This window comes from Alphaproteobacteria bacterium, from assembly GCA_039980135.1.
Classification (GTDB): Bacteria; Pseudomonadota; Alphaproteobacteria; order UBA6615; family UBA6615; genus UBA8079.
This window is the reverse complement of sequence record JBDXCV010000002.1, coordinates 54,297-78,664: the sequence shown is the minus strand read 5'-3', so window position 1 is coordinate 78,664 and position 24,368 is coordinate 54,297. Positions and strand designations below refer to the sequence as shown.

Below are 24,368 nucleotides of genomic sequence, written 5' to 3'. Positions count from 1 at the left end.
CACCGACACAGCTATTTCTTGTCGTGATAGGGGTTATCACCCTTGCGGGTCAGCACGCGGATCGGCGTGCCGGCAAGCTTGAACCTGTCCCGAAAACTGTTCTCGAGATAGCGAATGTAGCTGGTCGGCAGGTCTTCCGGCCGGTTTCCGAAAAGCACGACGGTCGGCGGCCGGGCCTTCGGCTGGGTCGCGTAGCGCAGGCGGATGGGACGCTTGTTTGCCGCCAGCGGCGGCGGATGACGCTCGATCGAATCATTCAGCCAGGCATTCAGTTCCGACGTCGTGATGCGCAGGTTCCAGTCCTTGTAGGCCCCCAGTACCGCCGGCATCAGCTTGTCGAGACCGCGCCCGGTCGTCGCCGACAGGGTCACGATCGGCGTTCCGGCACCCTGTGGCAGCGACACCTGCATCCGGTCATGCAACAAATCCAGTGCGGCCTTGTGATCGGTGATCAGGTCCCACTTGTTGACCACAATCACGAAGGCGCGGCCTTCCTCGATCACATGACGGGCGATGGCCAGGTCCTGGCGCTCGAGCATCTGTTCGCTGTCGAGCACGAGCGCCACCACATGCGCATACTGGATGGCGTGGAGTGAGTTTCCGACAGACAGTTTCTCCAGCTTCTCGTCGATCCGGGCCTTGCGGCGCATACCCGCCGTATCCACCAGCGCGATGCGCTGGCCCTCGAACATCCATTCGACCGATATCGCATCCCGTGTGATCCCGGCTTCGGGGCCGGTCAGGAGCCGGTCCTGGCCGAGCACCGTATTGATCAGGGTCGACTTGCCGACATTCGGCCGCCCGACGATCGCCAGGCGAAGCACGGATGTATCGGCATCCGGATCCGCATCGGGTTCATCCCGGCTGTCGCTCTCGGCCGGTCCTGCGGCCGCGGCGATCGGATCAAACAGAAGATGAATGCCCTCGCCATGCTCCGCGGAGATCGCGATCGGATCGCCCAGACCCAGCGCATAGGATTCCAGGACTCCGCTCTCGCCGGCGCGGCCCTCACATTTGTTGGCGACGAGAAAGACATTTGCATCCCGGCTGCGGAGCCATGAGGAGAATTGCTCATCGAGCGGGGTGATCCCCGCGCGCGCATCGAACACCATGAAAACAACATCGGCCTCGGCGAGCGCCTGCTCGGTCTGGCGGCGCATGCGTGCCGGCAGGCTGTCGTCGAATGCCTCCTCCAGACCCGCCGTGTCGACGATCCGGAACTCGAGATCACCGAGCGAACCCTGCCCTTCGCGGCGGTCGCGCGTGACCCCCGGCCTGTCGTCGACCAGCGCCTCGCGCCGGCCCACCAAACGGTTGAACAGCGTCGATTTGCCGACGTTGGGACGTCCGACAATGACCACGGTCGGTTGCATGGAAGGTTCCCGCCGGGACCTAACGGTACGCGATCAGGCGCGCGCCATCGGTCTGGAAATACAGGGTCTCGTTCGCCAGGATGGGGGGCAGCGATACGTCGCCGGGCATGTCGATCTCACCGATGATTTCACCGGTATAGGGCGACAGTGCGACCGCGACGCCATGGCTGCCCGTCACGATCAGCCGGTCACTGGCAAGCACCGGACCCGACCAGTTGATCAGGCCCTCACGGTCTTCGGGGTCTTCATACCGGCCCAGCGGGGTCACCCAGCGGACCAGCCCGTTCTCGGCGACCAGCGCCACGACATCACCTTCGGTACTGACGACGAACAGGAAATTGCCCGCGATCCAGGGCTGGTTCACCCCGCCCACTTCGGCTTCCCAGACACGTCGTCCGCTGGCCAGGTCGATCGCGACCATCCGTCCCGAATGGCTTATGGCATAGACCCGGCCACGATCGACAACGGGGCGCCCGCGGATATCCGCCAGGGCCGACACGGCGTCCACGCGCCGGATCGCCGCCAGATTGTCACTCCAGAGCTGGCGCCCGTTTTCGGCGCGGAGTGCGAATATCTCACCCGACGAATAAGGGACCACGACAATATCGCCGTCCACCGCGGCGCTCGCCGAACCAATCAGTCCGGCCCCCTCTTCGATGCCCGTATGGGTCCAATCGACGACCCCCAGATCGGCATCAATGGCAAAGATCTGGTTGTCCTTCGTGACCGCATAGACCTTGCCGCCGAAGGCCGTTGGGGCCGAGCGCATCGGTCCCGATACCGACGTCCGCCAGAGTACGCGTCCCGTCGCGGCGTCGAGCGCGACGACCTGTGCGAAACCGGTGCCGGCATAAATCCGGCCAAGATCATAGACGACACCGCCGCCCCAGTTTCCGTCATCTTCATCTTCGGGTTCGATGTCCGCTGCCCAGACGGTCTCCCCGTTGTCCGCCCGTCGCGCGGTCACGACCGCGTCGGAATCCATCGAATACACCAGCCCATTGGCGACGACCGGACCGGACAGGATCGGGGCATCATCATCGCCGCCCGAACCAATGCTGTACGACCAGACCTCAACCGGATTGCCGGAGAGTGCAAGATGATGCATCGCGTGGTTGGCGAAACCGCCCTGCTGGGGCCAGTCTTCATTGATCTGGGGCCGCGGCAGTCGGATGGCCAGGTCGGCGACCTGGGATGACGCGGAAATCCGATCCTGCGCCTGCAAAACCGCGATCCGCTCGCCGGGCAATGGCACATCGTCGCTCGCACCGAGGAAATCGAACGTATCGCAGGCGGCAAGCGTGAACAGCATTACCGGCAGAAGCCATACTTTACGCACGGGTACGAACATGCTCGCGAACATGATCAAAGACCGATCGCCGTGAGAAGTTCTGTGGCGCGCGCGCGCGATGCGACCGGTGCCGAGGGGTCGGCCTGGTTCGCGCGCAACAGTTCCGCTGCCCGTTCTCGCTCGCCGGCCTGGATGGCGGCGACGGCGAGGAATTCCCGCGCGGTCACCTGGAAGGGATTGCCGTCCGTATTCAGCGGCCCGATCCGCGCCTCGACTTCATTCTGGGACAAGACGTCCAACCCGTTCGCGACGGCCAGAAGGCGCGCCAGATCACGATAGGTGCCGCGCAGGTCGGAATCAGCGGCGATCGAATCGAAAACAGCAAGCGCCTGGGCCTTGTCACCCTGGGTCGCCAGCAGGCGCGCTTCGCGCAACTGTGCGAGGAACCGATAGGCGGGCGTGCCTTCCTGCGCCAGGACGCGAAGTTCGCGCAGCGCCGCGTCTGCTTGCACACTTTCCTGCACAACGGCATCCAGAAAACGCGCGCTATCCGCATCGCGGGCACTCTGCTGGGCATCGCGCCAGAGGACGAAGGCGATGGTCCCGCCGACGATCACAACGACGCCAATCACCAGATAGATGCCATAGCGCTTCCATATCTCCTGGAAACGGTCCTGGCGGACTTCTTCATCTACTTCGCGGAACAGCTGATCCGACACGAAAACAATTCCTTTTCAAGAACTTCGCGTGATTATCACACGCCGCTATATCGCCGCACAGCGCACCGAAATCAACCGTTTAACGGCGTTTTGATCAAAGTCGGTATGGGGTCATACCATTTTTTAACCCGACGCTGACACAATCGTACCTCAACAAGAGGAAATCCGATCATGCGACCGGGCATTCGAAACATTCTGGCCATCGCCGCCCCCCTCGCCCTGGCGGCATGTGCCGACCCGGCCACGCTTGCGCTCGGCGGCGCCAGCGTGGTGACCGTGATGGATTCCGGCAAGACTGTGTCTGACCATGTCATGTCATTTGCGACAGGCGAAGAATGCACCTTTCGCCATTCGTTGCGCGGGGAGGCCTGGTGTCAGCCCAAGCGTTACGAGGATTCCGGCGAACAGGCCAATCTCGTCTGCTACCAATCGATTGCGCGGGTGAGTTGCTACGAGGTCGCCAACCGTTTCGAAACGGAAACCCGCCTCGCCCCCTGAGCCGGGTTCGCTGGACAGGCCCCCGAAAATCAGGAAAACTTGCCCCGTCAGCCACTCAACGGTCACGGGCGAGCGTTCCACTCATGAGTTCCTATCAGACCCTGCACAAATCCAGTCACAAGGCAGGCAAGGTTACGTTCGGCCGGAACGAACTCCGCATTCTTCTGAACGAGTACAGCCGGCGGGTCGCGGCCGGTGAATGGCGCGATTACGCGATGGATTTTACCCGCGACCGGGCGGTTTTCTCCGTTTTTCGGCACACTGCCGAGCACCCGCTCTATGCGATCGAAAAATCCCCCGGCAAGGGCGGCCGGCCCCCGCTCTATGCGGTTTCTCGTGGCCCCCAGCGCCTGAAACAAAGCGAGAGCCTGGAAACAGTCCTGGACGCAATCAAAAGCAAACCCCGGCTGCGGACCATCGGCTGATTCGCTCTGCGTGAATTTGTCTCAAATTCGCCCGATATTTCCGCCGTTTTTAGCGAAAAATCGGAATTCTAAAACTCGATGCAATCCTGTTTGCGCTTCGCCGCAATCGGGTCCAAACCAGTGTCGTATGGCGGTGTTGATGAAAACCATGCCGAGTTTCTGTTGAGGATCACGGAGAGTTCCGCGGAGCGGATGATGGAAGTATTCGAGCGAAAGATAACCAGTCCCGGCGAAGCGCGAATCAGCGCGCCAAAGCCGATCCCCAAGGATGTCACGGAGAAACTTCCGGAAGATCCTGCGGAGAAGCCGGGCGTGCCCGAACCCATCCGGATTCCGGAGCCCGTGAAGTCGAAGATCGAGGCGCGCCTCAACTATGACCCGTTCGAATCAGACGTTTTCGTTGAGATTCTCGACACCCAGTCGGGTGAGGTCCTGCGGCGCTTCCCCGCCGAGAAGGCCGCGGAAGACGAGGTCACAAAACGCGGCGGCGCGATCCTCAACTGGCGGGCCTGACCCCATGCCGGCGATCATTGTTCCCGACCCCCCACGTCGGTAAGCTTGCCCCATGACCGGGACGGACAGCCGCGCTGAAAATGGAAAACGCGCGCTGTCAGGTCTCGACCGTCTGATTGCCGATGAACAAATGACCCGGCGTCTTGCGATGCAAAAGGTTGGCCTGCTGACGAATCACGCCTGCACCACGGCAGATCAGATTCCGGCAACGCTGGCGCTAATGCGGGCCATAGGCGGCCATGGTGGCGACAGCCCGCGTTTGTTTACACCGGAGCATGGCATGCGGCTGTCTGAGGGCGCCGGCGAAGCCGTGTCGAACAGCACGGATCCGCTAACGGGACTCCCGGTTCACAGTTTGTACGAGGGCGCGGAGGACAATGCGGACGCTGTTCTGGAAGGGCTGGATGCATTGGTTATCGACCTGCGTGACGTCGGTGTGCGTTGCTACACCTACGCCGCGACGGCGGCCCGGTTTGCCAGCACGGCACTGGAGCGTCACATCGAGGTTATCGTCTGCGATCGCGCCAACCCTCTCGGCCCCACGATTGAGGGCCCCCGCCCCGAGGCCGAGTGCAGGTCCCTGCTCGCCTATTTCGATGTGCCTTTCGTCCACGGTCGCACCATAGGTGAACTCATCGCGCTCTCCGTCGCACCGATGATCACCCAGGCGCCGTTTGCGGTCTATCCCGCCGACGTATCGCTGCAGCCGCCGCTCGGCTGGATTCCGCCGTCGCCGGCCCTGTCTCACCCCGACGCGGTGGCGGCCTATGCCGGACTGGTGCTGCTCGAAGCCACGAATGTGAGCGAGGGCCGGGGCACTTCGGTCTCATTTCGCTCGGTTTCCGCACCGGGTCTCGACGCCGAAGCCCTCGCCCACGCGGTCAATGAATGGTCGACGGGCTTCGGCGCTGCACCCGGCGAGATATTCTTCACCCGCCCGCCCGCATCGGGACAGCCGGTTCCCGGGGTCGCGATTTGGCCAAGGCGTGTGCCCCGCCACGAGCCGCTCGCGCTCGGCGTATATCTGCTCGCGTGGCTTTTGGAAAAACACGAAGACTTCGCGTGGTTGCCGGCTGGCGGTTCAACCTCCGACATGGCGATCGATGTGCTGTTCGGACGCGCCGATCTTCGAACACAGCTCGAAACGGGTCGGTCCGCCGACGCCATCCTGCAGGACTGGCGATAGCATGACGGTCCGGATCAGCCGATCGCCTCACCCTCGATGACCACTTCGACCAGCTTGTAGGCGGGGTCCAGTAATACAAGATCGGCCCAGGCACCCGGCTGAAGGCGCCCGCGATCCATCCGGCCGAGGAAATCAGCCGGATAGGCGGATGTGCGGTGGCTCGCTTCATCCAGCGACAACCCCAAACCCAGCAAATTCGCAAATGCCCGGTCCATCGTCAGGGCGCTGCCGGCCAGCGTCTCGTCGGCCAGAAACACGCTGCCGTCACGCTTTGTCACGGTGTGACTGCCCAACGGATACTCGCCGTCGGGCATTCCTGCCGCCGCTGTCGCATCAGTGACCACGAACAGCCTCGGGATCGACCGCAGGGCGACCTTCAAGGCCCCCGGCACGACATGAATGCCGTCGGGAATAAGTGCGGCGTATTCGCCATGCGCCAGCGCCGCCCCGGCAACCCCCGGTGCGCGATGATGCAGCGGCGACATGGCGTTGAACAGGTGGGTGAATCCCCTTACCCCGGCGTCCAGCGCTGCGCAAACCGTTTCATAGTCAGCATCCGAATGGCCGATCTGGACCACGATCCCCGCTTCGGCCAGCTGGCGGATCATGTCCAGGCCACCGGTAATCTCGGGCGCCAGCGTAACGAGCTTCACGACGCCTTCCCCCATCACGACCTCCAGGAACGCCGGATCGGGATCGCGGGCAAAGGGCGGCTGAGCGCCGAGGCGGACGGCGTTGATATAGGGGCCTTCCATATGGGCACCGAGAACCCGAGCTTCGCCCGGCTGGCGCGCTGTCTGCACTTTGCCAATACCCGCCAGAGCCGCGACGAGTTCGTCTTCGGGGGCAGTAATGGTCGCCGGCAGGAACGACGTGGTGCCGTGCCGGGCATGTAACTGCGCGGCTGTCCGCACAGCCTCTTCACCCTGCATCACATCGGCGCCGCCGCCACCCGGCACATGGAGGTCGACGAAACCGGGAATGACGTATGGCGCGTCTGCGGGAATTTCACCTTCTTCGATGGCCACGATATGGCTGTCGAACGCGATCTGGCCATCGACCCAACCGTCGGGGGTGAGGATGTGTCCTGCACGTTGTGATTCGCTCATCGGTTTTGCCACATGATTGTTTCATCCGGTGCACGCCCCTGCGCCAGCATCAATGCGCCACTGACGGGGTCTTTCTGTGGCGTACGTACCCAGCTTCGCAAGCGATCGGGCAGGAAGGCATCCAAAGGCTCCGCCAGCCCGCCGACCAGCGCCAGCGGGATTCTGCGCCCGGAATCCAGAGCTTCCGCCAGGGCATCGATTTCGCGACCGGCTTCGCTGACGATCTCGAGCGCGGCGGTATCCCCCCATCCTGCATGCTCCACCACCAACGGCGCCAGTTCGGCGAACCGGGCGGGTGGCGCGGCGAGCAGCCAGTCCAGCAGCCCGTCGCGCGACTGACCGGTCTGCGCCATCACCGCGTGATGCATTTCGGTAACCCGCTTGCGAAACCTTGTGTCGACGATCTGCGCAACCTGGGCGACCGCGCGCCGTCCAATCCACGCGCCACTGCCCTCATCGCCGATGGGGAATCCCCAGCCGCCCACGAGCCGGCAACGCCCGGCCGCTTCGATCCGATAGCCGACGCTGCCGGTACCGATGATGATCACGGCCCCTGGAGCACCACCATGCGCGCCGAGCGCGGCGATGTAGGCATCCGTCGAGACCCGCAATGCCCCCGCCAGGGGCGCGGCGTCCACGAATTTCTGCCGCTGGGATTTATTGTTCGCGCCGGCAAGCCCAATACCGAAATGGGTATGGGAGAGATAGTCTCCCTCAAGGGCAACCGCGCGCGAAAGGTTCTCCAGCGCGACAAGGATCTCATCCCAGGCCGCGGTGCCGCGAATGGTCAGGCTCGTCGGGCCCGTCACGGTCAGGCCGAGCCTGTGGCCCGAATCGTCATAAAGGGCGACCCGCGTGTTGCTGGCACCACCGTCAACGCAACAATACAAACGTTCGTTCATGGCCAGACGCTGCCGTTCCTTTTCGTTGCGCCATCCTACACGAGCCCGGGCGGTCTCATGTTTGGGAAATGGGCGGCGCGATTGCATATGCTATGGAGGATTCGTGATCTCAGGCAAAGCAGCACATGCGTAAAACCGAAGAATTCGCAGAAGCATTCAGCGACCTGGAAACGCGCACCGACGAGGACATCGCCGCCGCGATCCTCGACGCCCAGTCGAGCGGGCTGGCTGCAATCCGGCAATCGGTCTCCGATTTGACGGCAGCGGCACGCGCGGCGGCCAAGCGTTTGCGTGAAAACCCGACGGGGCGACTCATCTATGGCGGCGCCGGTACATCGGCGCGCCTCGGCGTTCAGGACGGGGTCGAACTCGTACCCACGTTCGGCTGGCCCCATGCCCGGCTTGCCTATCTCGTCGCGGGCGGGCCCGAGGCCCTCACCCGGACCGCCGAAGGCGCGGAGGACGATTCCCGCCAGGCACAGCTGGATTCGGACGCCATCGACGTCGACGCGGCAGATGTTTGCGTCATCCTGTCTGCCAGCGGTGTCACACCTTACGCGTTGGCGGCTTGTGCGGCGGCGCGTGCAGCCGGGGCGGTGACCATCGGCATCGCCAACAATGCCGGCTCGCCTTTGCTGGATGCGGCGGCGTATCCGATTTTGCTGGAAACCGGGCCGGAACCGATCGGTGGCTCGACCCGCATGACCGCCGGCACCGCGCAGAAAGTCACGCTCAACCTGCTCTCCACCCTGATCATGATCCGTCTCGGGAGGGTCTATCGCGGCATGATGGTCGACGTGATCGCGTCGAGCGACAAGCTGCGTGCCCGGGCCGCGCGAATCGTCATGGAGGCGGCAGGTGTCGGGGAAGACGCTGCACGCGCCGCGCTGGCGACAAGCGAGAATGCGGTCAAACCCGCCGTGCTGATCGCCCGGGGGATGTCCCTCGGCGAGGCCGAGGCGTTGCTCGATGTCCATGGCGGCGATCTGCGTCTGGCCCTGGCGGCAAACACCGGCGCGGACACGGCCTGACCGGCATGACCCCAGGGCCCGATCTCAACCCGTTCAGGATTACCTGGAACCGCCACGGACGCGATCAGTGGGACACGATGCTGGCCGCGTGCAAACGCCCCACCCTCACCCAGACCTCGACCTATGCGCTGGCGCTTCATGACGTACAGGGCGCCAGGGCCGATTTCGGCCTGATCCGCTTCAACAAACAACCCATCGGGCTGGTGGTCGCCCACGGCAAGCCCATATTGCGGACGCCCGGGAACCAGACGATCTATCGCGGCCCGCTGTGGATACATGACGAAATACCCGCGCAGATGCGGAAACTCGCCTTCGAACTCCTGCGAAAACGCTTCCGTTTGCGTCGCGGGCGACCGGTCACGTTTCACCCCGAACTCAGCGACACCCCCGAGCATCGCGTGCATATGCTGACGGCCGGTTTCAAACGGGTCGTGGACGGCTACCGGACCATCTGGCTCGACCTGTCGAAATCTCTGGAAGAGCTTCGGGCCGGGCAAAGGCAGAATTGGCGCAACGCGCTCGTTCAGGGCGAAAAGAACAATCTCACGGTCATCGACGACCGGGACTGCGCCCGTCTCGGCTGGCTTACCGAGCGCCATGCAGAACATATGGAACTGGGCGGCTATCGTGGGCCTTCGGGCGGGCTCGTCGACGCCCTCCACAGGCACAGCAACGCGACCGCGGGCCTGCGCCTGATGGTCGCCGAACATGCGGGATCCCCGGTGGCCGGTATCCTGCTCGCCCATCACGGCAAGACAGCAACCTATCTGGTGGGATGGACTGGCGATACCGGCCGTGACCTGCGCGCGACCCACCTTTTGCTGTGGCACGCTATCCAGCTTTTGAAGGCCGACGGATATGACGGTTTCGATCTGGGCGGCATCAGCGCCGAGGCACCCGGTGTCGAGCGCTTCAAGTCCGGTCTGGGCGGCACGGAATCCTGGCTGGTCGGCGGTTACGTATAGTTGACGGACAACGAGTCGAGCGGGGCGCGCCGCACCCCGCCCGCTTCGACATTCTTTATCCGCGGTGACCACCTTTCCGGCCGCGGTCCTCGATGCTCAACGCACCATCGCCGTTGCGGTCCATTCGCTTCACCAACGAGCCGAATTTCGCATCCGTTTCATCGGGACTGATGACCCCATCGCCATTGTCGTCAAGAACCTGGAAGACATCGACCATGCGGGTATGGGTAAAGGCGCGATAGAGCGATTCAAACTCCTGAATATTCAGCGCACCATCGCCGTTGGCATCTGCGCTCTGAACCTGCGCGGCGCGGAACGTATCGACTTCCTCCTGTGTCACAGCTCCGTTTTTATCGGCATCCATCTGGACGAACAGTTTCTCGAACATGGCGGCACCACCTGGTCCGCCCCGACCGGAGCGGGTTTTGCCGCCATGATCGGCGTGCGATTCAACCTTGATCGCATGGGCCCGGGAAGATGATTCATCGTGCTTGGACCCGCGTTCGGAATCTGCGAGCGCGACTCCCGACACCAGAGTGGAGGCGGCAAGGACAAGCACCGGAAGAATTTTGGACGGTTTCATTGTGGAACCTTTCATAAGTTAGCGTTGAAAGAGGCCATCGCCCCTCGCCCTTGATCTAGGCGAAGAACGCAACTGATGTGTGTCAACGCTGTTGCTCGTTTGGCGCCATTCGTCGCAATGACCGGCCTTGCGACAAATTGCGACAAAGTTCTTGCTCGTCGTCGTGGCCGGGTCTGGAAATACAAGCGCAATCCTGCGCACATTCAGACAGCACGAAATTTCATTCGGAAGACCAAGCGACGAATGTCGGACACCGCAGAACCTCAGATACTGATTGTCGATGACGCCCGGGATATTCGGGAACCGCTGGGTCAATACCTGCGAAAACAGGGATTCCGAACCCAGCTTGCCGCGAACGCGGATGAAGCCCGCAAACTGATCAAGATGACAACAATCAGTCTCGTGGTTCTCGATGTGATGATGCCGGGAGAGGACGGACTTGGCCTCTGCCGATGGCTGGTGAAACAAGGTGGGCCGCCGGTGATATTACTCACGGCAATGGCCGACGAGATCGACCGCATCGTGGGGTTGGAAATTGGCGCCGATGATTATCTTGTCAAACCCTTCAACCCCCGCGAATTGCTGGCGCGGATCCGCGCAGTTCTCCGCCGCACTCCACCGCCAGCAGCGAGCATTGAAATCGAGACCCGCCGCTTTGCCGGTTGGATATTCGACCCAGTTGAGCGTTCTCTGCATCATGAAGACGGGCGCCACGCCGAACTGACGTCGACTGAAACAAGATTACTGACGGTATTTCTGGACCATCCGAGAGAGATCCTGAGCCGCGCACGCCTGCTGGATCTCACGGCAGGACGCGACGCCAAGGCCTATGACAGGGCAATCGACAATCAGGTCAGCCGCCTGCGCCGCAAAATAGAAGCTGAACCGAAACATCCCAAACTTCTGGTGACAGATTGGGGCGGTGGCTACGCGCTGGCTGCCGATGTGGACAACGAACAGACGGATCGGGCATGAAACCCCACCTTTCGCGCTACCTTCCGCAGGGGCTTGCCGGACGCTTCGCATTGTTGCTGGCCAGCGCGTTGGTGGTCGCAAACCTGGCGGCGCTTGCTGTGCTGTCGCTGGATCGGGAACAGCAGGAGCGCGCCGCACGGGAAGCGCAGGAAATCGAGCGCATCGTTGCCCTCGTCCCCGCACTGGAAGCCGTAAGTCCCGACATCAGGCAAGCAATTGCACGACATGCCTCGACACGCGTTGCGCGCGTGCGCATCGGACCGCAACCGCTCGTCCGCAATCCCGGGTCGGATGCGCGCTCTCGATCACTGCGCGACAGCATTTCGGGCGCCCTCGGGGATCGGGATGTTCGGGTTCGAATTCGCGAGCGGGCCGACCGTGAAGACATCAAAGATCAGCCTCTTCCGCCAGCGCCACCCGAGATCATCACCATCTCCATTGCGCTAGCAGAGACGTCCGGTGAATCACATGGCACCTGGCTCAATGTTGTAACGCGCGGCGCGCGGCGCGTGGGAAATCGCATTCGTGAGGACGTGTTCTTTCTGGTCCTCGGTGTATCCCTGTTTGCGGTTCTCGGCGTCGGACTATTATTCGTCCGTCGCCTGACCCAGCCCTTGAGTGAGCTCGCGCAGGCGGCGCGCTCAGCCGGTCACGGTGACCATTCCATACGCATACTCGAACGCGGAGCGCGGGAAATGCGGGAGGCCACCGCCGCATTCAATACGATGCAAGACCAGATCGCCCGGTTCGAGGATGAACGCACTCGAACGCTGGCTGCTGTCGGACACGATTTGCGCACGCCCATCACCTCACTCCGGATTCGAGCCGAAATGCTGGGGGATGATGCGCGTGAGCCGATAATCCGCACGCTGGACGAAATGGCGGTGATGGCGGACGGACTTGTCGCCTTCGCCCGCGGTGATGGTGATGTCGAGGAAAAACAGGCCGTCGATATCGGCGAACTGCTGGAGGGGTTTTGCAACGAAATGGGAGCCGCGCTGACAATCGAAGGAGATGCGATTGTCGCAGGCAGACCCGTCGCATTGAAGCGGGCATTCGGAAACCTGATAGACAACGCAAGCCGCTACGGTCACACCGCACGCGTTCGCATGACCGGGAAAGACATGGAGCTTGCCATCGAGATCGAGGATGATGGTCCCGGCATTCCCCCCGAACGTCTCGATCACATGTTCGAGCCTTTTGTTCGGGGTGAGGACAGCCGCAGTTCCGATACCGGCGGTGCCGGATTAGGACTATCGATCGCCCGACAGATCATTCGCTCACATGGGGGCACAATCGTACTGAGCAACATGGTGCCAAACGGCCTGAAGGTATCCGTCGCACTCCCCCGGGACATGTACGCCGCGCCCAATACGACCGGCACCAAGGTACCGCCGCACAAGTAGTCCGTCCGAGAGTCAGGCGATTCTTCACGCAGCCGCGCGGCGGTTCTCCTCGACGAAGCTTGCCGCCTCCCGAACCAATGCCGCGGCCTCGACGGGTGACCCGTCGAAGCCGGGTGCATTTTCCGAGAGATACCGCCGCCACGCCCGCGCGCCGCGCAACCCGTTGAACAAGCCGAGGATATGCCGCGTCATTGCGATCAGATGGGTACCGGCGCCAACTTCCCGTTCGATATAGGCGCAAAAGTCCTCGATGATCTCGTGCCGGGTCCTTAGATCGAGATCGGCATCGAAAAATCGCTGATCGGCAGCCGCCAGTATGTAGGGATTCTGGTAGGCCGCGCGGCCCAGCATCACGCCATCCACGTGGCGAAGATGCTCCGCTCCCGAATCCAGATCCTCGATCCCGCCATTGATCGTGATGTGCAGACCCGGCCGCTCTGTCTTCAGGCGATAGACCAGATCGTAATGCAACGGCGGCACCTCGCGGTTCTCGCGCGGGCTTAAACCCTCGAGCCAGGCCTTGCGGGCATGGATGATAAAGCGCTCGCATCCCGCTGCGGCGACCCGGTCCACGAAATCGATGAGCGTGTCCCATTCGGGCTGATCGTCGATGGCGATCCGGTGCTTGACGGTCACCGGGACATCCACCGCCTGGCGCATCGCCGCCACGCTTTCGGCCACGAGATCGGGCTCCGCCATCAGGCAGGCGCCAAACCGCCCCGACTGCACACGGTCGGACGGGCAGCCGACATTGAGATTGATCTCGTCATATCCCAGGTCGGCGCCGATCCGCGCGCATTCGGCGAGCGCGGCCGGGTCGGCGCCGCCCAGCTGAAGCGCCACCGGGTGTTCGGCCGGATCGAAGGCGAGCAACCGCTCACGCGGGCCATGCAGGATCGCCCCCGTGGTGACCATTTCCGTATAAAGCCGCGTATGGGCGCTGATCAGGCGCAGGAAGTACCGCTCATGGCGGTCCGTCCAGTCCATCATCGGCGCCACGGAGAGCGGCGCGGCCGGGAATGTCTTTGCGTTGGTCATGATTGACGAAGACATACGCCAAACCGGGCGTCACGTTAAGGCGTGATGTCGTACCACGCATCACTGCCCGAACGGATTTCAGGCTTTTCGCTTTCGCCGGGTTTCCGTCGTCCATACCCGAAGATCGATCAAGACCTTCGACGTCACTGCGAGCACGGCCGCGCATAGCAACACTTTCGACACCGTCTCCATGGTGCCTTCGATCAGCACGGCATGGACGACGCTCCCCACGACGGTGGCCGCCGCCAGGGAGGTGTGGCAGAGCCGCCATACCCACCATTTCAAACGAAGACGGCGAAGCAACAGGGCGAGCAGTGCGGCACCGAAGACGGCCCACATGGCGACCACGCCCCAGGCGGAGAAGAAGGTTGGCGCCCGGAACAAGAGCGCGTCGAGCGCGTCTGGCGGGCTCGTGACCCAGAGACCGGCAACGTGGATCATGACGGCCGCCACCAGGCAGGTTCCGATCAAGCGATGAATGCGCCGGCTGTTGCGGACGGACAAATCCGGGAGATAGCCGCCCGCCAGCAATGGCTGAAGTAGGAGGAGTGACATCGCGACAACCCCGGCGAATCCGGCGCCGATGTAGACCGGGTCGCGCCAGGCGAGCTGCGGGCTGAACGCCGCTGCGGCAATCGGCACGGCAACGGCGACCAGAAGCGCGGCCCAGATCAGAAATCCAGGGACCCGGTGCCTGCCCCGGTCATTCATCGTAGTCAGGCCGGGCGCAGCACAAAGTCCGCGCGGAGGCTTGTCTGCTCCGCACTTCGCATGACCGGGCGCAGGAAAACGGTTTCAAAATCTCCGCCGTCATAGGCGAGATGACCATGGGGTTGGCCGAAGGTCGGCACAATCTGCGGCATTTCCAGGCGGAACTCGCCATTTGCGTCTGACAGTGTCGCCCCGTGGCTTTGCGGATCCCGCTCGCGACCCTCGGTCGTATGGGCCCAGATCTGGATACGCTGGCCCGGGACCGGCGCGCCATCACCCGCGCGCCGCACGGTACCGGACATCCAGAAGCCGCCACCGCCGATCTTCTCCACGACAGGCGCACCGGGCTGATAATTATTGGAACCGCCCCGCATTGATCGTGTCGGCGCCAGCCCCTGTGCGCGGGCAGGCACGAGCAGTCCGGGAGTGCCGGTCACAACGGCAGCCACCCCTGCGACGAGTATGGTCCGGCGTGTCAGTCCATCAGTGGTCATGTCGATCTCTGATCCAATTTTCGGTCGCGCGATTAGCCGCGCCGCTTAGATTAAGGGAGGCCGAAAGCGCATTAAACATCTTTCACGGTCTTGTGACTTCCGGCCATTGCCGTGAAGACGCGGAGAACGGTCGCCGCGACCGGAAGCGCGATATTCCGCCGCACCCCTTTATTCAGAATATTCTAATATTATGTTTCTCTTATAAACAACTGGAGAATCGCAATGAAAACCCTACTGACAACCGCCGCACTCGCGGCCCTGTTGATTTCCGGTGCGGCACTCGCCGATGGGGACTCCATGAAAGGCCCGGGCATGACCGGGCCGCATACCCAAATGCAGGATGGCGACGGGCAGCATATGGGCCGGGGTATGGGTTCCGAAAAAGAACGACATTCCACGGCCAGCCGATCCGACCACGACAAAGACCATCGCGGCGAGGGTCGCCACGGTGAAAGTCATGAGGGACAACGCCATGGCGACGACGACGATCATGACGGGCGACATATGAAGAAAATGGACCGTGACCATTCCTGATTGTTCCGACAACCGGTGTCCATGTCGCGATTAATTCGCGGCACGGACCCGGGCAGTCGGTTAAAATCGGCGTCGATGGCTGACACCACCGACAAGCTGATCGACAAGCTGCCCAAGGCAGAGTTGCACCTACATATCGAGGGCACCCTTGAACCCGAGATGATGCTCGCACTGGCACGGCGTAATGGTGTCAGTTTGCCCTACGACAATGTCGAAGAAATCCGCGCGGCCTATAACTTCGATGGGCTGCAGGACTTCCTCGACCTCTACTATGCCGGCATGTCCGTCCTCATCGAGGCCCGCGATTTCCACGACCTGACCTGGGCCTATCTGGAAAAGGTCGCCGATCAGGGCGTGACCCATGTCGAGATTTTCTTCGACCCCCAGGGCCATACGGACCGGGGCGTGGCATTCGAGACCGTGCTGGGCGGGATCGTCTCTGCGCTGGAGCAGGGCCAGACCGAGCTCGGCATCACGTCGCGGCTGATCATGTGCTTCCTGCGCCACCTGCCCGAGGAGCAGGCCTTCGACACGCTTCATTCGGCGTGCCGCCACAAGGACCATATCCACGGCGTCGGCCTCGATTCCGGCGAGGCCGGAAACCCGCCGGCGAACTTCGCCCGGGTGTATGAGGCCGCGCGCAACGAAGGCTTCCTCGCCGTCGCCCATGCCGGTGAGGAAGGCCCCGCCGAATACGTCGCCGACGCGCTGGATATTCTGAAGGTATCGCGGGTGGACCACGGTAATCACGCGCTCGACGATCCGGCGCTCGTTGCCCGCCTGGCGCGCGATAAGACACCGCTGACCATGTGCCCGCTATCAAACCTGCGGCTCAGCGGGATTGCGTCCATGGCCGAGCAACCGGTCAAGAAAGCGCTCGACGCGAGCCTGCTGGTCACGGTCAATTCCGACGACCCGTCCTATTTCGGCGGCTATATCAACGACAACTACCAGGCGGTCTCCGACGCGCTCGGCCTGTCACCTGGCGATATCGTGACTCTGGCGAAGAACTCCTTCGCCGCGTCCTTCCTGCCCGATGGCGAGAAACAGGCCCGAATCGATGCTGTCGATCGCCACGCCGAGACGTTTATCCGCGACGCCGACTAGAATTTCCACGCCGTGGGATGGCGTATATCCAAGTCTCGCGCGCCCGAGAGATCACGCGCTCCGACCTGGCGAAGCGCCTCGCGCAGTTCCTCGATGAAGAAGTCTGCGACGAAACCCGGTCCGTCCTCGCCCAGTGCGGCAAGCCCGTACATGAACGCCCGGCCGACCAGGTTGAACCGCGCGCCCAGCGCGGCCGACCGCATCAGGTCCACCCCGCTGCGCAAGCCACCGTCGAACAGGATTTCCGTGCGTCCGCCAACCGCCGAGACGATGCCCGGCAGGACATCCACGGAAGCCGGCGCGGCTTCGAGCTGACGGCCGCCATGATTCGAGACCACGATCCCGTCCGCGCCGAGTTCGGCGGACTTTTCGGCGTCACCCGGATGCAGGATGCCCTTGATCACGAGCGGTCCCTTCCAGGCGTCGCGGAACCGACCGATTTCGTCCCAGGTGAAGGCGCCGCCGCCCTCGCGCCGCGCAAAGTCCGCGACCTCGGCATGGCTGACATTTTCGCCCGCATACTTACGCAAGTTGGCGAACATCGCCTGCCCGTGACGAAGATAGGCCCTCAACCAGGCCGGATGAGTCACCACATCCGCGACCGTACGCGGCCCGATCCGGTAGGGCAGCACCAGCCTGTTGCGCAGCTCGCGGGGGCGCTTCGTACGCGCCGGCACGTCGATGGTAACGACCAGGGCGGCGACCTCTGCGGCCGTTGCCCGGGCGATCCAGTCCATGTTGATGGCGAGATCGTCGCGCGGCATCCGATATATCTGGAACCATGCGAAGCCGTTGGCCAGTTCGGCCACATGTTCGACCGGCGCAAGCGCCGAACTGCCGAGCGTGAACGGGATCTCATTTGCCGCCGCGGCGCGCGCGAAAATCTCCTCGCCACCCGGCAGCACGAGGCCGGGCAGCCCCATCGGGGCAATGGCCAACGGCCCCGCATAGCGTTTGCCGAACAGCTCTACAGAAGTGTCGGCGCTGTAGTTTTCGACCCCGTAGCGCGGCAGAATTTCGATTCCGTCCAGCGCGGCAGCGTTGCCCTTGCGGTTCGGTTCATCCGCCCCGGCCGCACCATCCACATAGTCGAAGGCAAAGCGCGGCACGCGTTTGCGCGCCTTGGCGCGCAAATCCTCGATGGTTGGGTAGAGCATCTTGAGCTTGCCCGCACGCGTCGACGTGTCGGGCCGCCCCGCCGTGACCTTGTAATCGGGCTCTTCGGAACCCGCCTTCGGACTATCTTCGGTCATGGTTCCAACTCCGGATCGGTGGCCACGAGGATGGGTCTCGTAAGCGTGGACAAGCGTATATTTTGGTTACCTTCGGCATCGAAATTATCCGGATCGAGCCATGTTTCATAGGCCGCCTTCAGCGCCGGCCATTCGGACGCGACGCAGGCATACCAGGCCGTATCGCGCGAGCGCCCCCGATGGATCATGTGATCGCGAAACACGCCCTCATAGGAAAACCCCAGCCGCTGCGCCGCGACGCGCGAAGGACGATTGAAACTATGACATTTCCATTCATAACGCCGGTAACCCGCCTCGAAAGCCCACTGCATCATCAGATACATGGCCTGGCTCGTCACCCGACCACGCTGAATCGCAGGCGCGTAGTGCACGTGCCCCACCTCGATCGAGCCATGCGCGGGATTGATGCGCATAAAACTCACCATCCCGGCCGCGCGTCCTGTTGCGGTATCGACAATGGCATAGAAGAACGGGTCCGCATCGAGACAGGTATCGGTCATCCACGCTTCGAATGCCCCGAGGCTATCGAACGGCCCGTAGGGCAGATAAGACCAGTCGCGTCCATCCGTGTCTTCGCCGAAATGGTGATGCAGGTCGCCGGCATGCGCGGCGACATCCAGCGGCTCCAGCCGGCAGAATTTCCCCAACAGAGCTTCACGTGGTGGGCGTGGCGGCGGCACCCAGCCGGGCAACGAAATCCCAACATTCTGGCCAAGTGAATTTTTTTCGATCATCGGGATGCCGCGACTGCGGAAAGGAGGAAATGGAGAAAGCTTACCAACCGCTGTTTCCTGCAGCATGTGGCCAAGTGTCAATCAAGTTTCGATTTCCGGAGCACGAACTCGTTGCACCCATGCTTGCCGCCAACCGTCTCCAGCTGCGTCAGGGCAAAACCGCGTTGCCTGTAGAAATCAAAGATGCGCTTAGGCGATGAGACTTCGAACGGATATCCGCCGAGCCAGTCCAAGAGGTCATACCAATAGGTCATCCCTCTCGGAGGCCGGCGGCCCCGAACGGTTTTTAGAATTATCGAAGGTATCGTCGGGTAGATCAGGTGCAGCAGAACCCAGAACGGGCGCATCAACTTGCTCGAATTGTAGCTTCGCTTCACAAAGGACCAATAGCCGCTCGCGAACTGCTGATAGTTGTAGATCGCGATGAACAGCTGGCCGCCGTCGTTAACGGACGAACACACATTTTCCAACGCATTCCACATATCGCCGGTGTGGTGAAGCACCCCCCAGCTATAGACAATATCGAATGTTCCCAATGACTTAAGGTATTCGATATCGAGCACGGACCCCTGCTCGATGATCCATCGCGGGTCGTCCTTATGGTAGCGGTCTTTCAATTCGGCGGTGCACCAGACAGACGAGCGGTCATAGTCGAATGAACGAACGTCCGCACCAAGGTTTCTCGCGGCCAGAGAGAAAAGACCGCTTCCGCAGCCGATATCCAGAAATGTCCTGCCCTCGAGGTCCTCGACCTCGAGCATCGTCCGGAGGGAGGTTTCAGCATCGGCGATACGCTCGTCACTGAGCGTTCCAAGGAATTTTTTCCAGTTTTTACCGAACTCGAAACGCTTCCCGTCGGCGACTTCCTTTACGAACTGCGGCATGTTCATGGCTCGTTGCGTCCTTCGGGAAAGCCGTCTTTTGCGACCTGCTCTTCTCCAGTGCACTGCCGCAGAAATTGGCGTCGAAGGATGACCCCCAAATTCATTCACGCGCAAGGACGACTATTCCCACTCAATCGTGCCCGGCGGTTTCGAGGTTACGTCGTAAACCACCCGGTTGATACCGCGTACCTGATTAATGATGCGGGTCGCCACCCTGGCCACGAAGGCATGCTCAAAAGGATAACTATCCGCCGTCATGCCGTCGGTCGAGGTCACGGCCCGCAACGCGCAGACATGATCATATGTGCGTGCATCGCCCATCACGCCCACAGTCCGCACCGGCAGCAGCACGGCGAAGGCCTGCCAGATCGAATCATACAGGCCGGCTTTGCGAATTTCATCGAGATAAATCGCGTCGGCCTGGCGCAACATCTCCAGCTTTTCACGATCGAAGTCTCCGGGCATCCGGATCGCGAGGCCCGGCCCCGGAAACGGGTGGCGGCCGACGATCTCGTGGGGCATGCCCAGTTCACGACCGAGGTCACGCACCTCGTCCTTGAACAATTCACGCAACGGTTCCACCAATTCCATGTTCATGCGTTCGGGCAACCCACCCACGTTATGGTGGGACTTGATGGTCGCGCTCGGCCCGCCGAACGGGCTGACGGATTCGATGACATCGGGATAGAGCGTCCCCTGGGCCAGAAAATCCGCGCCGCCGATCTTCGCGGCTTCCTCCTCGAACACATCGATGAAGGTCCCGCCGATGATCTTCCGCTTCGTCTCCGGGTCGGACTCGCCGTCGAGCTTGTCGAGGAACATGTCCTTCGCGTCACGCACAACCAGGGGAATGTTGAACCGCTCGCGGAACACCCGCTCCACTTCCTCCACCTCGCCCGCGCGCAACAGGCCATGATCGACGAAGATGCAATTCAACTGGTCGCCGATCGCCTCATGGATGAGCACCGCTGCGACGGAGCTGTCCACGCCCCCCGACAGCCCGCAGATCACCCGGCCGTCACCGACCTGTTCTCGGATCTTCTTGATCTCCGCCGCCCGAAATGCCGCCATTGTCCAGTCACCGCGGCAGCCTGCAACATGATGGACGAAATTCGACAAGAGGCGTGAACCGTCCTGGGTGTGTACCACCTCGGGATGGAACTGAACGCCGTAGAACTTGCGCTCATCATCCGCGATCGCCGCGAACGGTGCGCCGTGGCTCGTCGCAACGACCCGAAACCCGTCGGGCAATGCCGTGACGCGGTCGCCATGGGACATCCAGACCTCAGGCACGGTACCCGGCAGCCAGACCCGATGAAACAGGCCGCAGTGATCCGTCACTTCGAGGATCGCACGACCGAACTCCTGATGGTCGGAATCTTCGACCACCCCGCCCAGCGCATGGCACATGAGCTGCTGGCCATAACAGATACCGAGCACCGGCACGCCGCACTCGAAGACGATCGGATCGACAGACGGTGCCCCGTCCGCCATCACGCTGGCCGGACCGCCCGACAGGATGATCGCGTCGGGCGCGAACGCCTCGATGAAGGCCGTGTCGATCCGGAAACAGGGGTGGATTTCGCTGTAGACACCAGACTCGCGCACACGCCGCGCGATCAGCTGTGTGACCTGCGAACCGAAGTCGATGATGAGGATTTTTTCGGAGACGGGAAGCGATGTGACCATAGGGATATTTAGCCGATTCGAATTCGCCCCGCACTAGCGCTGTTCGGCTTCATCCACAGGCAACGACACTTGGCCAGAATCAATCACGCCCGGCGCGTCAGTACCGCGCCATACATCCCGTCCGTCTCGTGCCGGTGGGGGGTCAGAACCAGATCGTCGTCACACCCCAAATCCGTGGTCATCTCCAGCCCAAGGACGTCGCTTATCGGGAGACGCCGGAAACCCGGATGCCGCGCGAGGAACGCATCGACACGCGCACGGCCCTCACACTCGAGCACCGAACAGACCGCATAGGCGATCCGCCCGCCTGCCCGCAGCATGGTCGCGGCGGTATCGAGCAGATTGTCCTGTTCACGCACAAAGCCCGCTATCGTCTCCGGGCTGGTGCGCCAACGCATATCCGGGCTGCGCCGCCATGTGCCCGTTCCCGAACACGGCGCGTCAATCAACACCCGGTCCGCCCAATCCCTGATCTCATCGGGTGCCTGGTCTGCAGCAACCGTGAGGCTCCGCACCCCTTCCACACCCAGCCGGGTCACGCGGGGCTCCAGATGCCCGAGCCTGGAGGCGGACACGTCACAGGCAATAATCTCGGCCTGGTTCTCCGCGGCCGCCGCCAGCGCCAGCGCTTTGCCGCCCGCACCCGCGCAATAGTCGATTATCCGAAGACCCGGTGCAGCATCCACCAGCATGGTGACGAGCTGGCTCGATTCATCCTGCGGCTCGATCATCCCCTCGCGATAGGCGCCGAGCTGCTGGAAATTGCCCCGCGCGGTGCCGCGCAGCCCGGTCGGGCTGAACGGGGTCGGGTCCGCCGCATATCCGTCTGCCGCCAGACGCGTCTGCGCCGTTTCCCGGGTCGCGCGCAGGATGTTGACCCGCAGATCCACCGGCGCGGTCCGGTTCAGCGCGGCGAGTTCCTCGGCCGTGCCGTCTCCCCATTGTTCACGGAACAAACCATGCAACTCAGCCGGACAGTTGCCGTCCACATGGGCCGGCGCCGCGGCCGGTTCCAGCGCGCGGACTGTGGCTGCCATGGCCTGCTCCCGGGCATCCAAAGGCGACGGCCCATAGCCCGCCCCGTCGAACAGCGAATCCAGCTCACCCGGCGCCTCCAGCGCCAGCCCGGCGATGGTTCGCAAGCGCGGCAGTTCCGGATCGCCGTCGGCCATCTGCACGGCCCAGCGACGCCGCGCGCCGGCACGAAAATCGCCGTAGACGGCTTCGCGGATGGCACGGCGGTCACCTGATCCGGCAAACCGGTGGCCGCGAAACCAGTCGGCCAGGACAGCATCCGCAGGCGCATCGCCGCGTGCAACTTCGGTCAGTATTTCGATTGTGGCGGCGGTGCGCGCGGCGGGTGTCATGGAGAATTTCGCACGCGTGGTCGCGGGCAGGGGCCCGGGTCAGGCATTCTGCCGATAGTTCGGTGCCTCGCGGGTGATCGTCACGTCATGCACATGGCTTTCGCGCAAGCCCGCATTGGTCAGGCGCAGGAAGCGGCTGTTTCTCTGCATGTCGTCAAGCGAACCGTTCCCGGTGTAGCCCATGGCCGCCCGCAACCCGCCGACCAGCTGATGCACGACATTCAACGCCGGGCCCTTGTAGGCAACCTGTCCCTCGATACCTTCCGGCACCAACTTGAGGGTCTCGGACACCTCGGCCTGAAAATAACGATCGGCCGAGCCGCGCGCCATCGCGCCGAGGGAGCCCATCCCGCGATAGGATTTGTACGACCGGCCCTCATACAGGAAGACCTCGCCCGGGGCCTCGTCGGTGCCCGCCAGCAGCGACCCGATCATGGCGCAGTCCGCACCGGCTGCGATCGCCTTGGCCAGATCGCCGGAATATTTGATTCCGCCATCGGCGATCACCGGCACGCCGGTTTTATGGGCAATACCCGCCACCTGCTCGATCGCGGTAAGTTGCGGCACACCGACACCCGCAACGATGCGGGTTGTGCAGATCGAGCCCGGGCCGATCCCGACCTTGAGCGCATCTGCACCCGCGTCGATCAGGGCCGCAGCGGCTTCGGACGTTGCGATATTGCCGCCGATGATCTGCGCCTGATTGCTCAGGCGTTTGATCCGGGAGATCTGATCCAGCACACCTTGCGAATGACCGTGGGCTGTGTCGACGACAATGACATCGACCCCGGCATCAAGCAGCGCCTCGGCGCGTTCGTACCCGGCATCGCCGGTACCCGTGGCAGCAGCGACGCGCAGGCGCCCCTGCTCGTCCTTGCAGGCGTCGGGATAGGCGCGGGCCTTCTCGATGTCCTTGACCGTGATGAGGCCCACGCAATGGTCGTCCGAATCGACCACGAGAAGCTTCTCGATCCGGTGCTGATGCAGGAGTTGCTTGGCAGCCTCCATCTCGACACCTTCGCCGACGGTGACCAGATTTTCGGTCATCAGTTCCGCGATCGGCTGGGATGGATCGTTGGCGAAGCGCACGTCGCGGTTTGTCACGATCCCCACCAGCTTGCCGCCCTCGCGCGCCACGACGGGAATGCCGGAAATAGACTCCCGCTCCATGATCGCCAGCGCATCGGCCAGGGGCTGATCGGGATGGATGGTAATCGGATTGACCACCATGCCGGATTCGAAGCGCTTGACCTTGCGGACCTCGTTGGCCTGCTCTTCGGGTTCCAAATTCTTGTGCACCACACCGAGGCCGCCGGCCTGCGCGAGCGCAATCGCCATCTCCGCCTCGGTGACGGTATCCATGGCCGCGGACAACAACGGGATGCCCAGCCGGATGCTCTTGGTCAATTGTGTGGAGGTGTTCGCGTCGGAAGGCAGAATCCGCGATTCCGCCGGTTCGAGCAGAACATCATCAAACGTCAGTGCGTCGCGGATTTCCATGCCAACCCAACCTTAGCGGAATCGAGAGTTGACGCGGCTTATATACACAAGGGGCACGCATGGACAAGCGTTCGTGCGGCG

General features: G+C 62.7%; 25 protein-coding genes. 10 read left to right on the top strand and 15 right to left on the bottom strand.

The genetic code is table 11. From position 1 onward, the window contains the following. Window positions 1-11: 11 nt before the first annotated feature. Genes der through ABJ363_01320 form a run of 3 tightly spaced genes read right to left on the bottom strand, consistent with a single transcriptional unit; the run spans window position 12 to window position 3,383 of the window. On the bottom strand, window positions 12-1,373 hold the full coding sequence (der, locus tag ABJ363_01330) for a ribosome biogenesis GTPase Der (protein MEP4377615.1): 1,362 nt from the start codon (window positions 1,371-1,373) through the stop codon (window positions 12-14). A 19-nt stretch (window positions 1,374-1,392) separates the two neighbouring features. Then, window positions 1,393-2,736 carry a PQQ-binding-like beta-propeller repeat protein gene (locus ABJ363_01325; protein MEP4377614.1) on the bottom strand — a complete coding sequence of 448 codons (1,344 nt, stop codon included), beginning with the start codon at window positions 2,734-2,736 and terminating at the stop codon, window positions 1,393-1,395. Between the two features lie 2 nt (window positions 2,737-2,738). Continuing rightward, a complete protein-coding gene (locus ABJ363_01320; GenBank protein MEP4377613.1) occupies window positions 2,739-3,383 on the bottom strand; it encodes a tetratricopeptide repeat protein in 645 nt (214 codons plus the stop codon). 171 nt (window positions 3,384-3,554) lie between these two features. Here ABJ363_01320 and ABJ363_01315 point away from each other — a divergent pair, with 171 nt between their 5' ends. The 4 genes from ABJ363_01315 (at window position 3,555) to ABJ363_01300 (ending at window position 6,005) form a co-directional block, all read left to right on the top strand. Next, on the top strand, window positions 3,555-3,881 hold the full coding sequence (locus ABJ363_01315) for a hypothetical protein (protein ID MEP4377612.1): 327 nt from the start codon (window positions 3,555-3,557) through the stop codon (window positions 3,879-3,881). Between the two features lie 83 nt (window positions 3,882-3,964). Continuing rightward, a complete protein-coding gene (locus ABJ363_01310) occupies window positions 3,965-4,306 on the top strand; it encodes a DUF2794 domain-containing protein (protein ID MEP4377611.1) in 342 nt (113 codons plus the stop codon). Window positions 4,307-4,501: 195 nt separating this feature from the next. Next, window positions 4,502-4,819: a hypothetical protein gene (locus tag ABJ363_01305; protein MEP4377610.1), complete on the top strand. Its 318-nt coding sequence runs from the start codon at window positions 4,502-4,504 to the stop codon at window positions 4,817-4,819. A 52-nt stretch (window positions 4,820-4,871) separates the two neighbouring features. Continuing rightward, window positions 4,872-6,005: a DUF1343 domain-containing protein gene (locus tag ABJ363_01300; protein ID MEP4377609.1), complete on the top strand. Its 1,134-nt coding sequence runs from the start codon at window positions 4,872-4,874 to the stop codon at window positions 6,003-6,005. Between the two features lie 14 nt (window positions 6,006-6,019). Here the strand turns inward: ABJ363_01300 and nagA are convergent, their stop codons facing one another. Beyond that, window positions 6,020-7,114 carry an N-acetylglucosamine-6-phosphate deacetylase gene (nagA, locus tag ABJ363_01295; GenBank protein MEP4377608.1) on the bottom strand — a complete coding sequence of 365 codons (1,095 nt, stop codon included), beginning with the start codon at window positions 7,112-7,114 and terminating at the stop codon, window positions 6,020-6,022. Further along, complete coding sequence (locus ABJ363_01290; GenBank protein ID MEP4377607.1) at window positions 7,111-8,016, bottom strand: BadF/BadG/BcrA/BcrD ATPase family protein; 906 nt, start codon at window positions 8,014-8,016, stop codon at window positions 7,111-7,113. The genes nagA and ABJ363_01290 overlap by 4 nt, the downstream gene beginning before the upstream one ends. A 125-nt stretch (window positions 8,017-8,141) precedes the next feature. Here ABJ363_01290 and ABJ363_01285 point away from each other — a divergent pair, with 125 nt between their 5' ends. Both ABJ363_01285 and ABJ363_01280 read left to right on the top strand, forming a co-directional pair. Continuing rightward, on the top strand, window positions 8,142-9,047 hold the full coding sequence (locus tag ABJ363_01285; protein MEP4377606.1) for an N-acetylmuramic acid 6-phosphate etherase: 906 nt from the start codon (window positions 8,142-8,144) through the stop codon (window positions 9,045-9,047). Between the two features lie 5 nt (window positions 9,048-9,052). Next, window positions 9,053-10,012 carry a GNAT family N-acetyltransferase gene (locus ABJ363_01280; GenBank protein MEP4377605.1) on the top strand — a complete coding sequence of 320 codons (960 nt, stop codon included), beginning with the start codon at window positions 9,053-9,055 and terminating at the stop codon, window positions 10,010-10,012. A gap of 55 nt (window positions 10,013-10,067) precedes the next feature. Here the strand turns inward: ABJ363_01280 and ABJ363_01275 are convergent, their stop codons facing one another. Next, window positions 10,068-10,400 (bottom strand): EF-hand domain-containing protein, encoded by a 333-nt coding sequence (locus ABJ363_01275; GenBank protein ID MEP4377604.1) that lies wholly within the window; start codon window positions 10,398-10,400, stop codon window positions 10,068-10,070. Between the two features lie 438 nt (window positions 10,401-10,838). Here ABJ363_01275 and ABJ363_01270 point away from each other — a divergent pair, with 438 nt between their 5' ends. Next, the gene (locus tag ABJ363_01270; protein MEP4377603.1) at window positions 10,839-11,570 is read left to right on the top strand and encodes a response regulator; all 732 of its coding nucleotides are present in this window, start codon (window positions 10,839-10,841) and stop codon (window positions 11,568-11,570) included. After that, window positions 11,567-12,976 (top strand): ATP-binding protein, encoded by a 1,410-nt coding sequence (locus ABJ363_01265; protein MEP4377602.1) that lies wholly within the window; start codon window positions 11,567-11,569, stop codon window positions 12,974-12,976. The genes ABJ363_01270 and ABJ363_01265 overlap by 4 nt, the downstream gene beginning before the upstream one ends. A gap of 24 nt (window positions 12,977-13,000) precedes the next feature. Here ABJ363_01265 and dusA read toward each other — a convergent pair whose 3' ends face one another. The 3 genes from dusA to ABJ363_01250 all read right to left on the bottom strand — a co-directional run bounded on the left by dusA (window position 13,001) and on the right by ABJ363_01250 (window position 15,219). Beyond that, window positions 13,001-14,014 (bottom strand): tRNA dihydrouridine(20/20a) synthase DusA, encoded by a 1,014-nt coding sequence (gene dusA, locus ABJ363_01260; GenBank protein ID MEP4377601.1) that lies wholly within the window; start codon window positions 14,012-14,014, stop codon window positions 13,001-13,003. 78 nt (window positions 14,015-14,092) lie between these two features. Then, a complete protein-coding gene (locus ABJ363_01255) occupies window positions 14,093-14,725 on the bottom strand; it encodes a ferric reductase-like transmembrane domain-containing protein (protein ID MEP4377600.1) in 633 nt (210 codons plus the stop codon). Window positions 14,726-14,730: 5 nt separating this feature from the next. After that, window positions 14,731-15,219, bottom strand: a complete 489-nt coding sequence (locus ABJ363_01250) for a twin-arginine translocation pathway signal (GenBank protein ID MEP4377599.1) — start codon at window positions 15,217-15,219, stop codon at window positions 14,731-14,733. 222 nt (window positions 15,220-15,441) lie between these two features. Between ABJ363_01250 and ABJ363_01245 the strand changes: the two genes are divergently transcribed. Next, window positions 15,442-15,753 carry a hypothetical protein gene (locus ABJ363_01245; protein ID MEP4377598.1) on the top strand — a complete coding sequence of 104 codons (312 nt, stop codon included), beginning with the start codon at window positions 15,442-15,444 and terminating at the stop codon, window positions 15,751-15,753. 75 nt (window positions 15,754-15,828) lie between these two features. Further along, complete coding sequence (locus ABJ363_01240) at window positions 15,829-16,860, top strand: adenosine deaminase (protein MEP4377597.1); 1,032 nt, start codon at window positions 15,829-15,831, stop codon at window positions 16,858-16,860. Here ABJ363_01240 and ABJ363_01235 read toward each other — a convergent pair. The 6 genes from ABJ363_01235 to guaB form a co-directional block, all read right to left on the bottom strand. Next, window positions 16,857-18,113 carry an alpha-hydroxy acid oxidase gene (locus ABJ363_01235; protein MEP4377596.1) on the bottom strand — a complete coding sequence of 419 codons (1,257 nt, stop codon included), beginning with the start codon at window positions 18,111-18,113 and terminating at the stop codon, window positions 16,857-16,859. The genes ABJ363_01240 and ABJ363_01235 overlap by 4 nt on opposite strands. After that, window positions 18,110-18,913: a GNAT family protein gene (locus ABJ363_01230; GenBank protein ID MEP4377595.1), complete on the bottom strand. Its 804-nt coding sequence runs from the start codon at window positions 18,911-18,913 to the stop codon at window positions 18,110-18,112. The genes ABJ363_01235 and ABJ363_01230 overlap by 4 nt, the downstream gene beginning before the upstream one ends. An 11-nt stretch (window positions 18,914-18,924) precedes the next feature. Then, window positions 18,925-19,737, bottom strand: coding sequence for a class I SAM-dependent methyltransferase (locus tag ABJ363_01225; protein ID MEP4377594.1), 813 nt, complete (start codon window positions 19,735-19,737; stop codon window positions 18,925-18,927). A gap of 114 nt (window positions 19,738-19,851) precedes the next feature. Beyond that, window positions 19,852-21,426, bottom strand: a complete 1,575-nt coding sequence (guaA, locus tag ABJ363_01220) for a glutamine-hydrolyzing GMP synthase (protein ID MEP4377593.1) — start codon at window positions 21,424-21,426, stop codon at window positions 19,852-19,854. Between the two features lie 77 nt (window positions 21,427-21,503). Further along, window positions 21,504-22,787: a class I SAM-dependent methyltransferase gene (locus ABJ363_01215; GenBank protein ID MEP4377592.1), complete on the bottom strand. Its 1,284-nt coding sequence runs from the start codon at window positions 22,785-22,787 to the stop codon at window positions 21,504-21,506. Window positions 22,788-22,826: 39 nt separating this feature from the next. After that, the gene (guaB, locus tag ABJ363_01210) at window positions 22,827-24,287 is read right to left on the bottom strand and encodes an IMP dehydrogenase (GenBank protein MEP4377591.1); all 1,461 of its coding nucleotides are present in this window, start codon (window positions 24,285-24,287) and stop codon (window positions 22,827-22,829) included. Window positions 24,288-24,368: the final 81 nt, after the last annotated feature.

Coding starts and splice junctions, on each gene's coding strand:
- der (MEP4377615.1), bottom strand. CDS start 1,373: ATGCAACCGACCGTGGTCATTGTCGGACGTCCCAACGTCGGCAAATCG.
- ABJ363_01325 (MEP4377614.1), bottom strand. CDS start 2,736: ATGTTCGCGAGCATGTTCGTACCCGTGCGTAAAGTATGGCTTCTGCCG.
- ABJ363_01315 (MEP4377612.1), top strand. CDS start 3,555: ATGCGACCGGGCATTCGAAACATTCTGGCCATCGCCGCCCCCCTCGCC.
- ABJ363_01310 (MEP4377611.1), top strand. CDS start 3,965: ATGAGTTCCTATCAGACCCTGCACAAATCCAGTCACAAGGCAGGCAAG.
- ABJ363_01305 (MEP4377610.1), top strand. CDS start 4,502: ATGGAAGTATTCGAGCGAAAGATAACCAGTCCCGGCGAAGCGCGAATC.
- ABJ363_01300 (MEP4377609.1), top strand. CDS start 4,872: ATGACCGGGACGGACAGCCGCGCTGAAAATGGAAAACGCGCGCTGTCA.
- nagA (MEP4377608.1), bottom strand. CDS start 7,114: ATGAGCGAATCACAACGTGCAGGACACATCCTCACCCCCGACGGTTGG.
- ABJ363_01290 (MEP4377607.1), bottom strand. CDS start 8,016: ATGAACGAACGTTTGTATTGTTGCGTTGACGGTGGTGCCAGCAACACG.
- ABJ363_01285 (MEP4377606.1), top strand. CDS start 8,142: ATGCGTAAAACCGAAGAATTCGCAGAAGCATTCAGCGACCTGGAAACG.
- ABJ363_01280 (MEP4377605.1), top strand. CDS start 9,053: ATGACCCCAGGGCCCGATCTCAACCCGTTCAGGATTACCTGGAACCGC.
- ABJ363_01275 (MEP4377604.1), bottom strand. CDS start 10,400: ATGTTCGAGAAACTGTTCGTCCAGATGGATGCCGATAAAAACGGAGCT.
- ABJ363_01270 (MEP4377603.1), top strand. CDS start 10,839: ATGTCGGACACCGCAGAACCTCAGATACTGATTGTCGATGACGCCCGG.
- ABJ363_01265 (MEP4377602.1), top strand. CDS start 11,567: ATGAAACCCCACCTTTCGCGCTACCTTCCGCAGGGGCTTGCCGGACGC.
- dusA (MEP4377601.1), bottom strand. CDS start 14,014: ATGACCAACGCAAAGACATTCCCGGCCGCGCCGCTCTCCGTGGCGCCG.
- ABJ363_01255 (MEP4377600.1), bottom strand. CDS start 14,725: ATGAATGACCGGGGCAGGCACCGGGTCCCTGGATTTCTGATCTGGGCC.
- ABJ363_01250 (MEP4377599.1), bottom strand. CDS start 15,219: ATGACCACTGATGGACTGACACGCCGGACCATACTCGTCGCAGGGGTG.
- ABJ363_01245 (MEP4377598.1), top strand. CDS start 15,442: ATGAAAACCCTACTGACAACCGCCGCACTCGCGGCCCTGTTGATTTCC.
- ABJ363_01240 (MEP4377597.1), top strand. CDS start 15,829: ATGGCTGACACCACCGACAAGCTGATCGACAAGCTGCCCAAGGCAGAG.
- ABJ363_01235 (MEP4377596.1), bottom strand. CDS start 18,113: ATGACCGAAGATAGTCCGAAGGCGGGTTCCGAAGAGCCCGATTACAAG.
- ABJ363_01230 (MEP4377595.1), bottom strand. CDS start 18,913: ATGCTGCAGGAAACAGCGGTTGGTAAGCTTTCTCCATTTCCTCCTTTC.
- ABJ363_01225 (MEP4377594.1), bottom strand. CDS start 19,737: ATGAACATGCCGCAGTTCGTAAAGGAAGTCGCCGACGGGAAGCGTTTC.
- ABJ363_01215 (MEP4377592.1), bottom strand. CDS start 22,787: ATGACACCCGCCGCGCGCACCGCCGCCACAATCGAAATACTGACCGAA.
- guaB (MEP4377591.1), bottom strand. CDS start 24,287: ATGGAAATCCGCGACGCACTGACGTTTGATGATGTTCTGCTCGAACCG.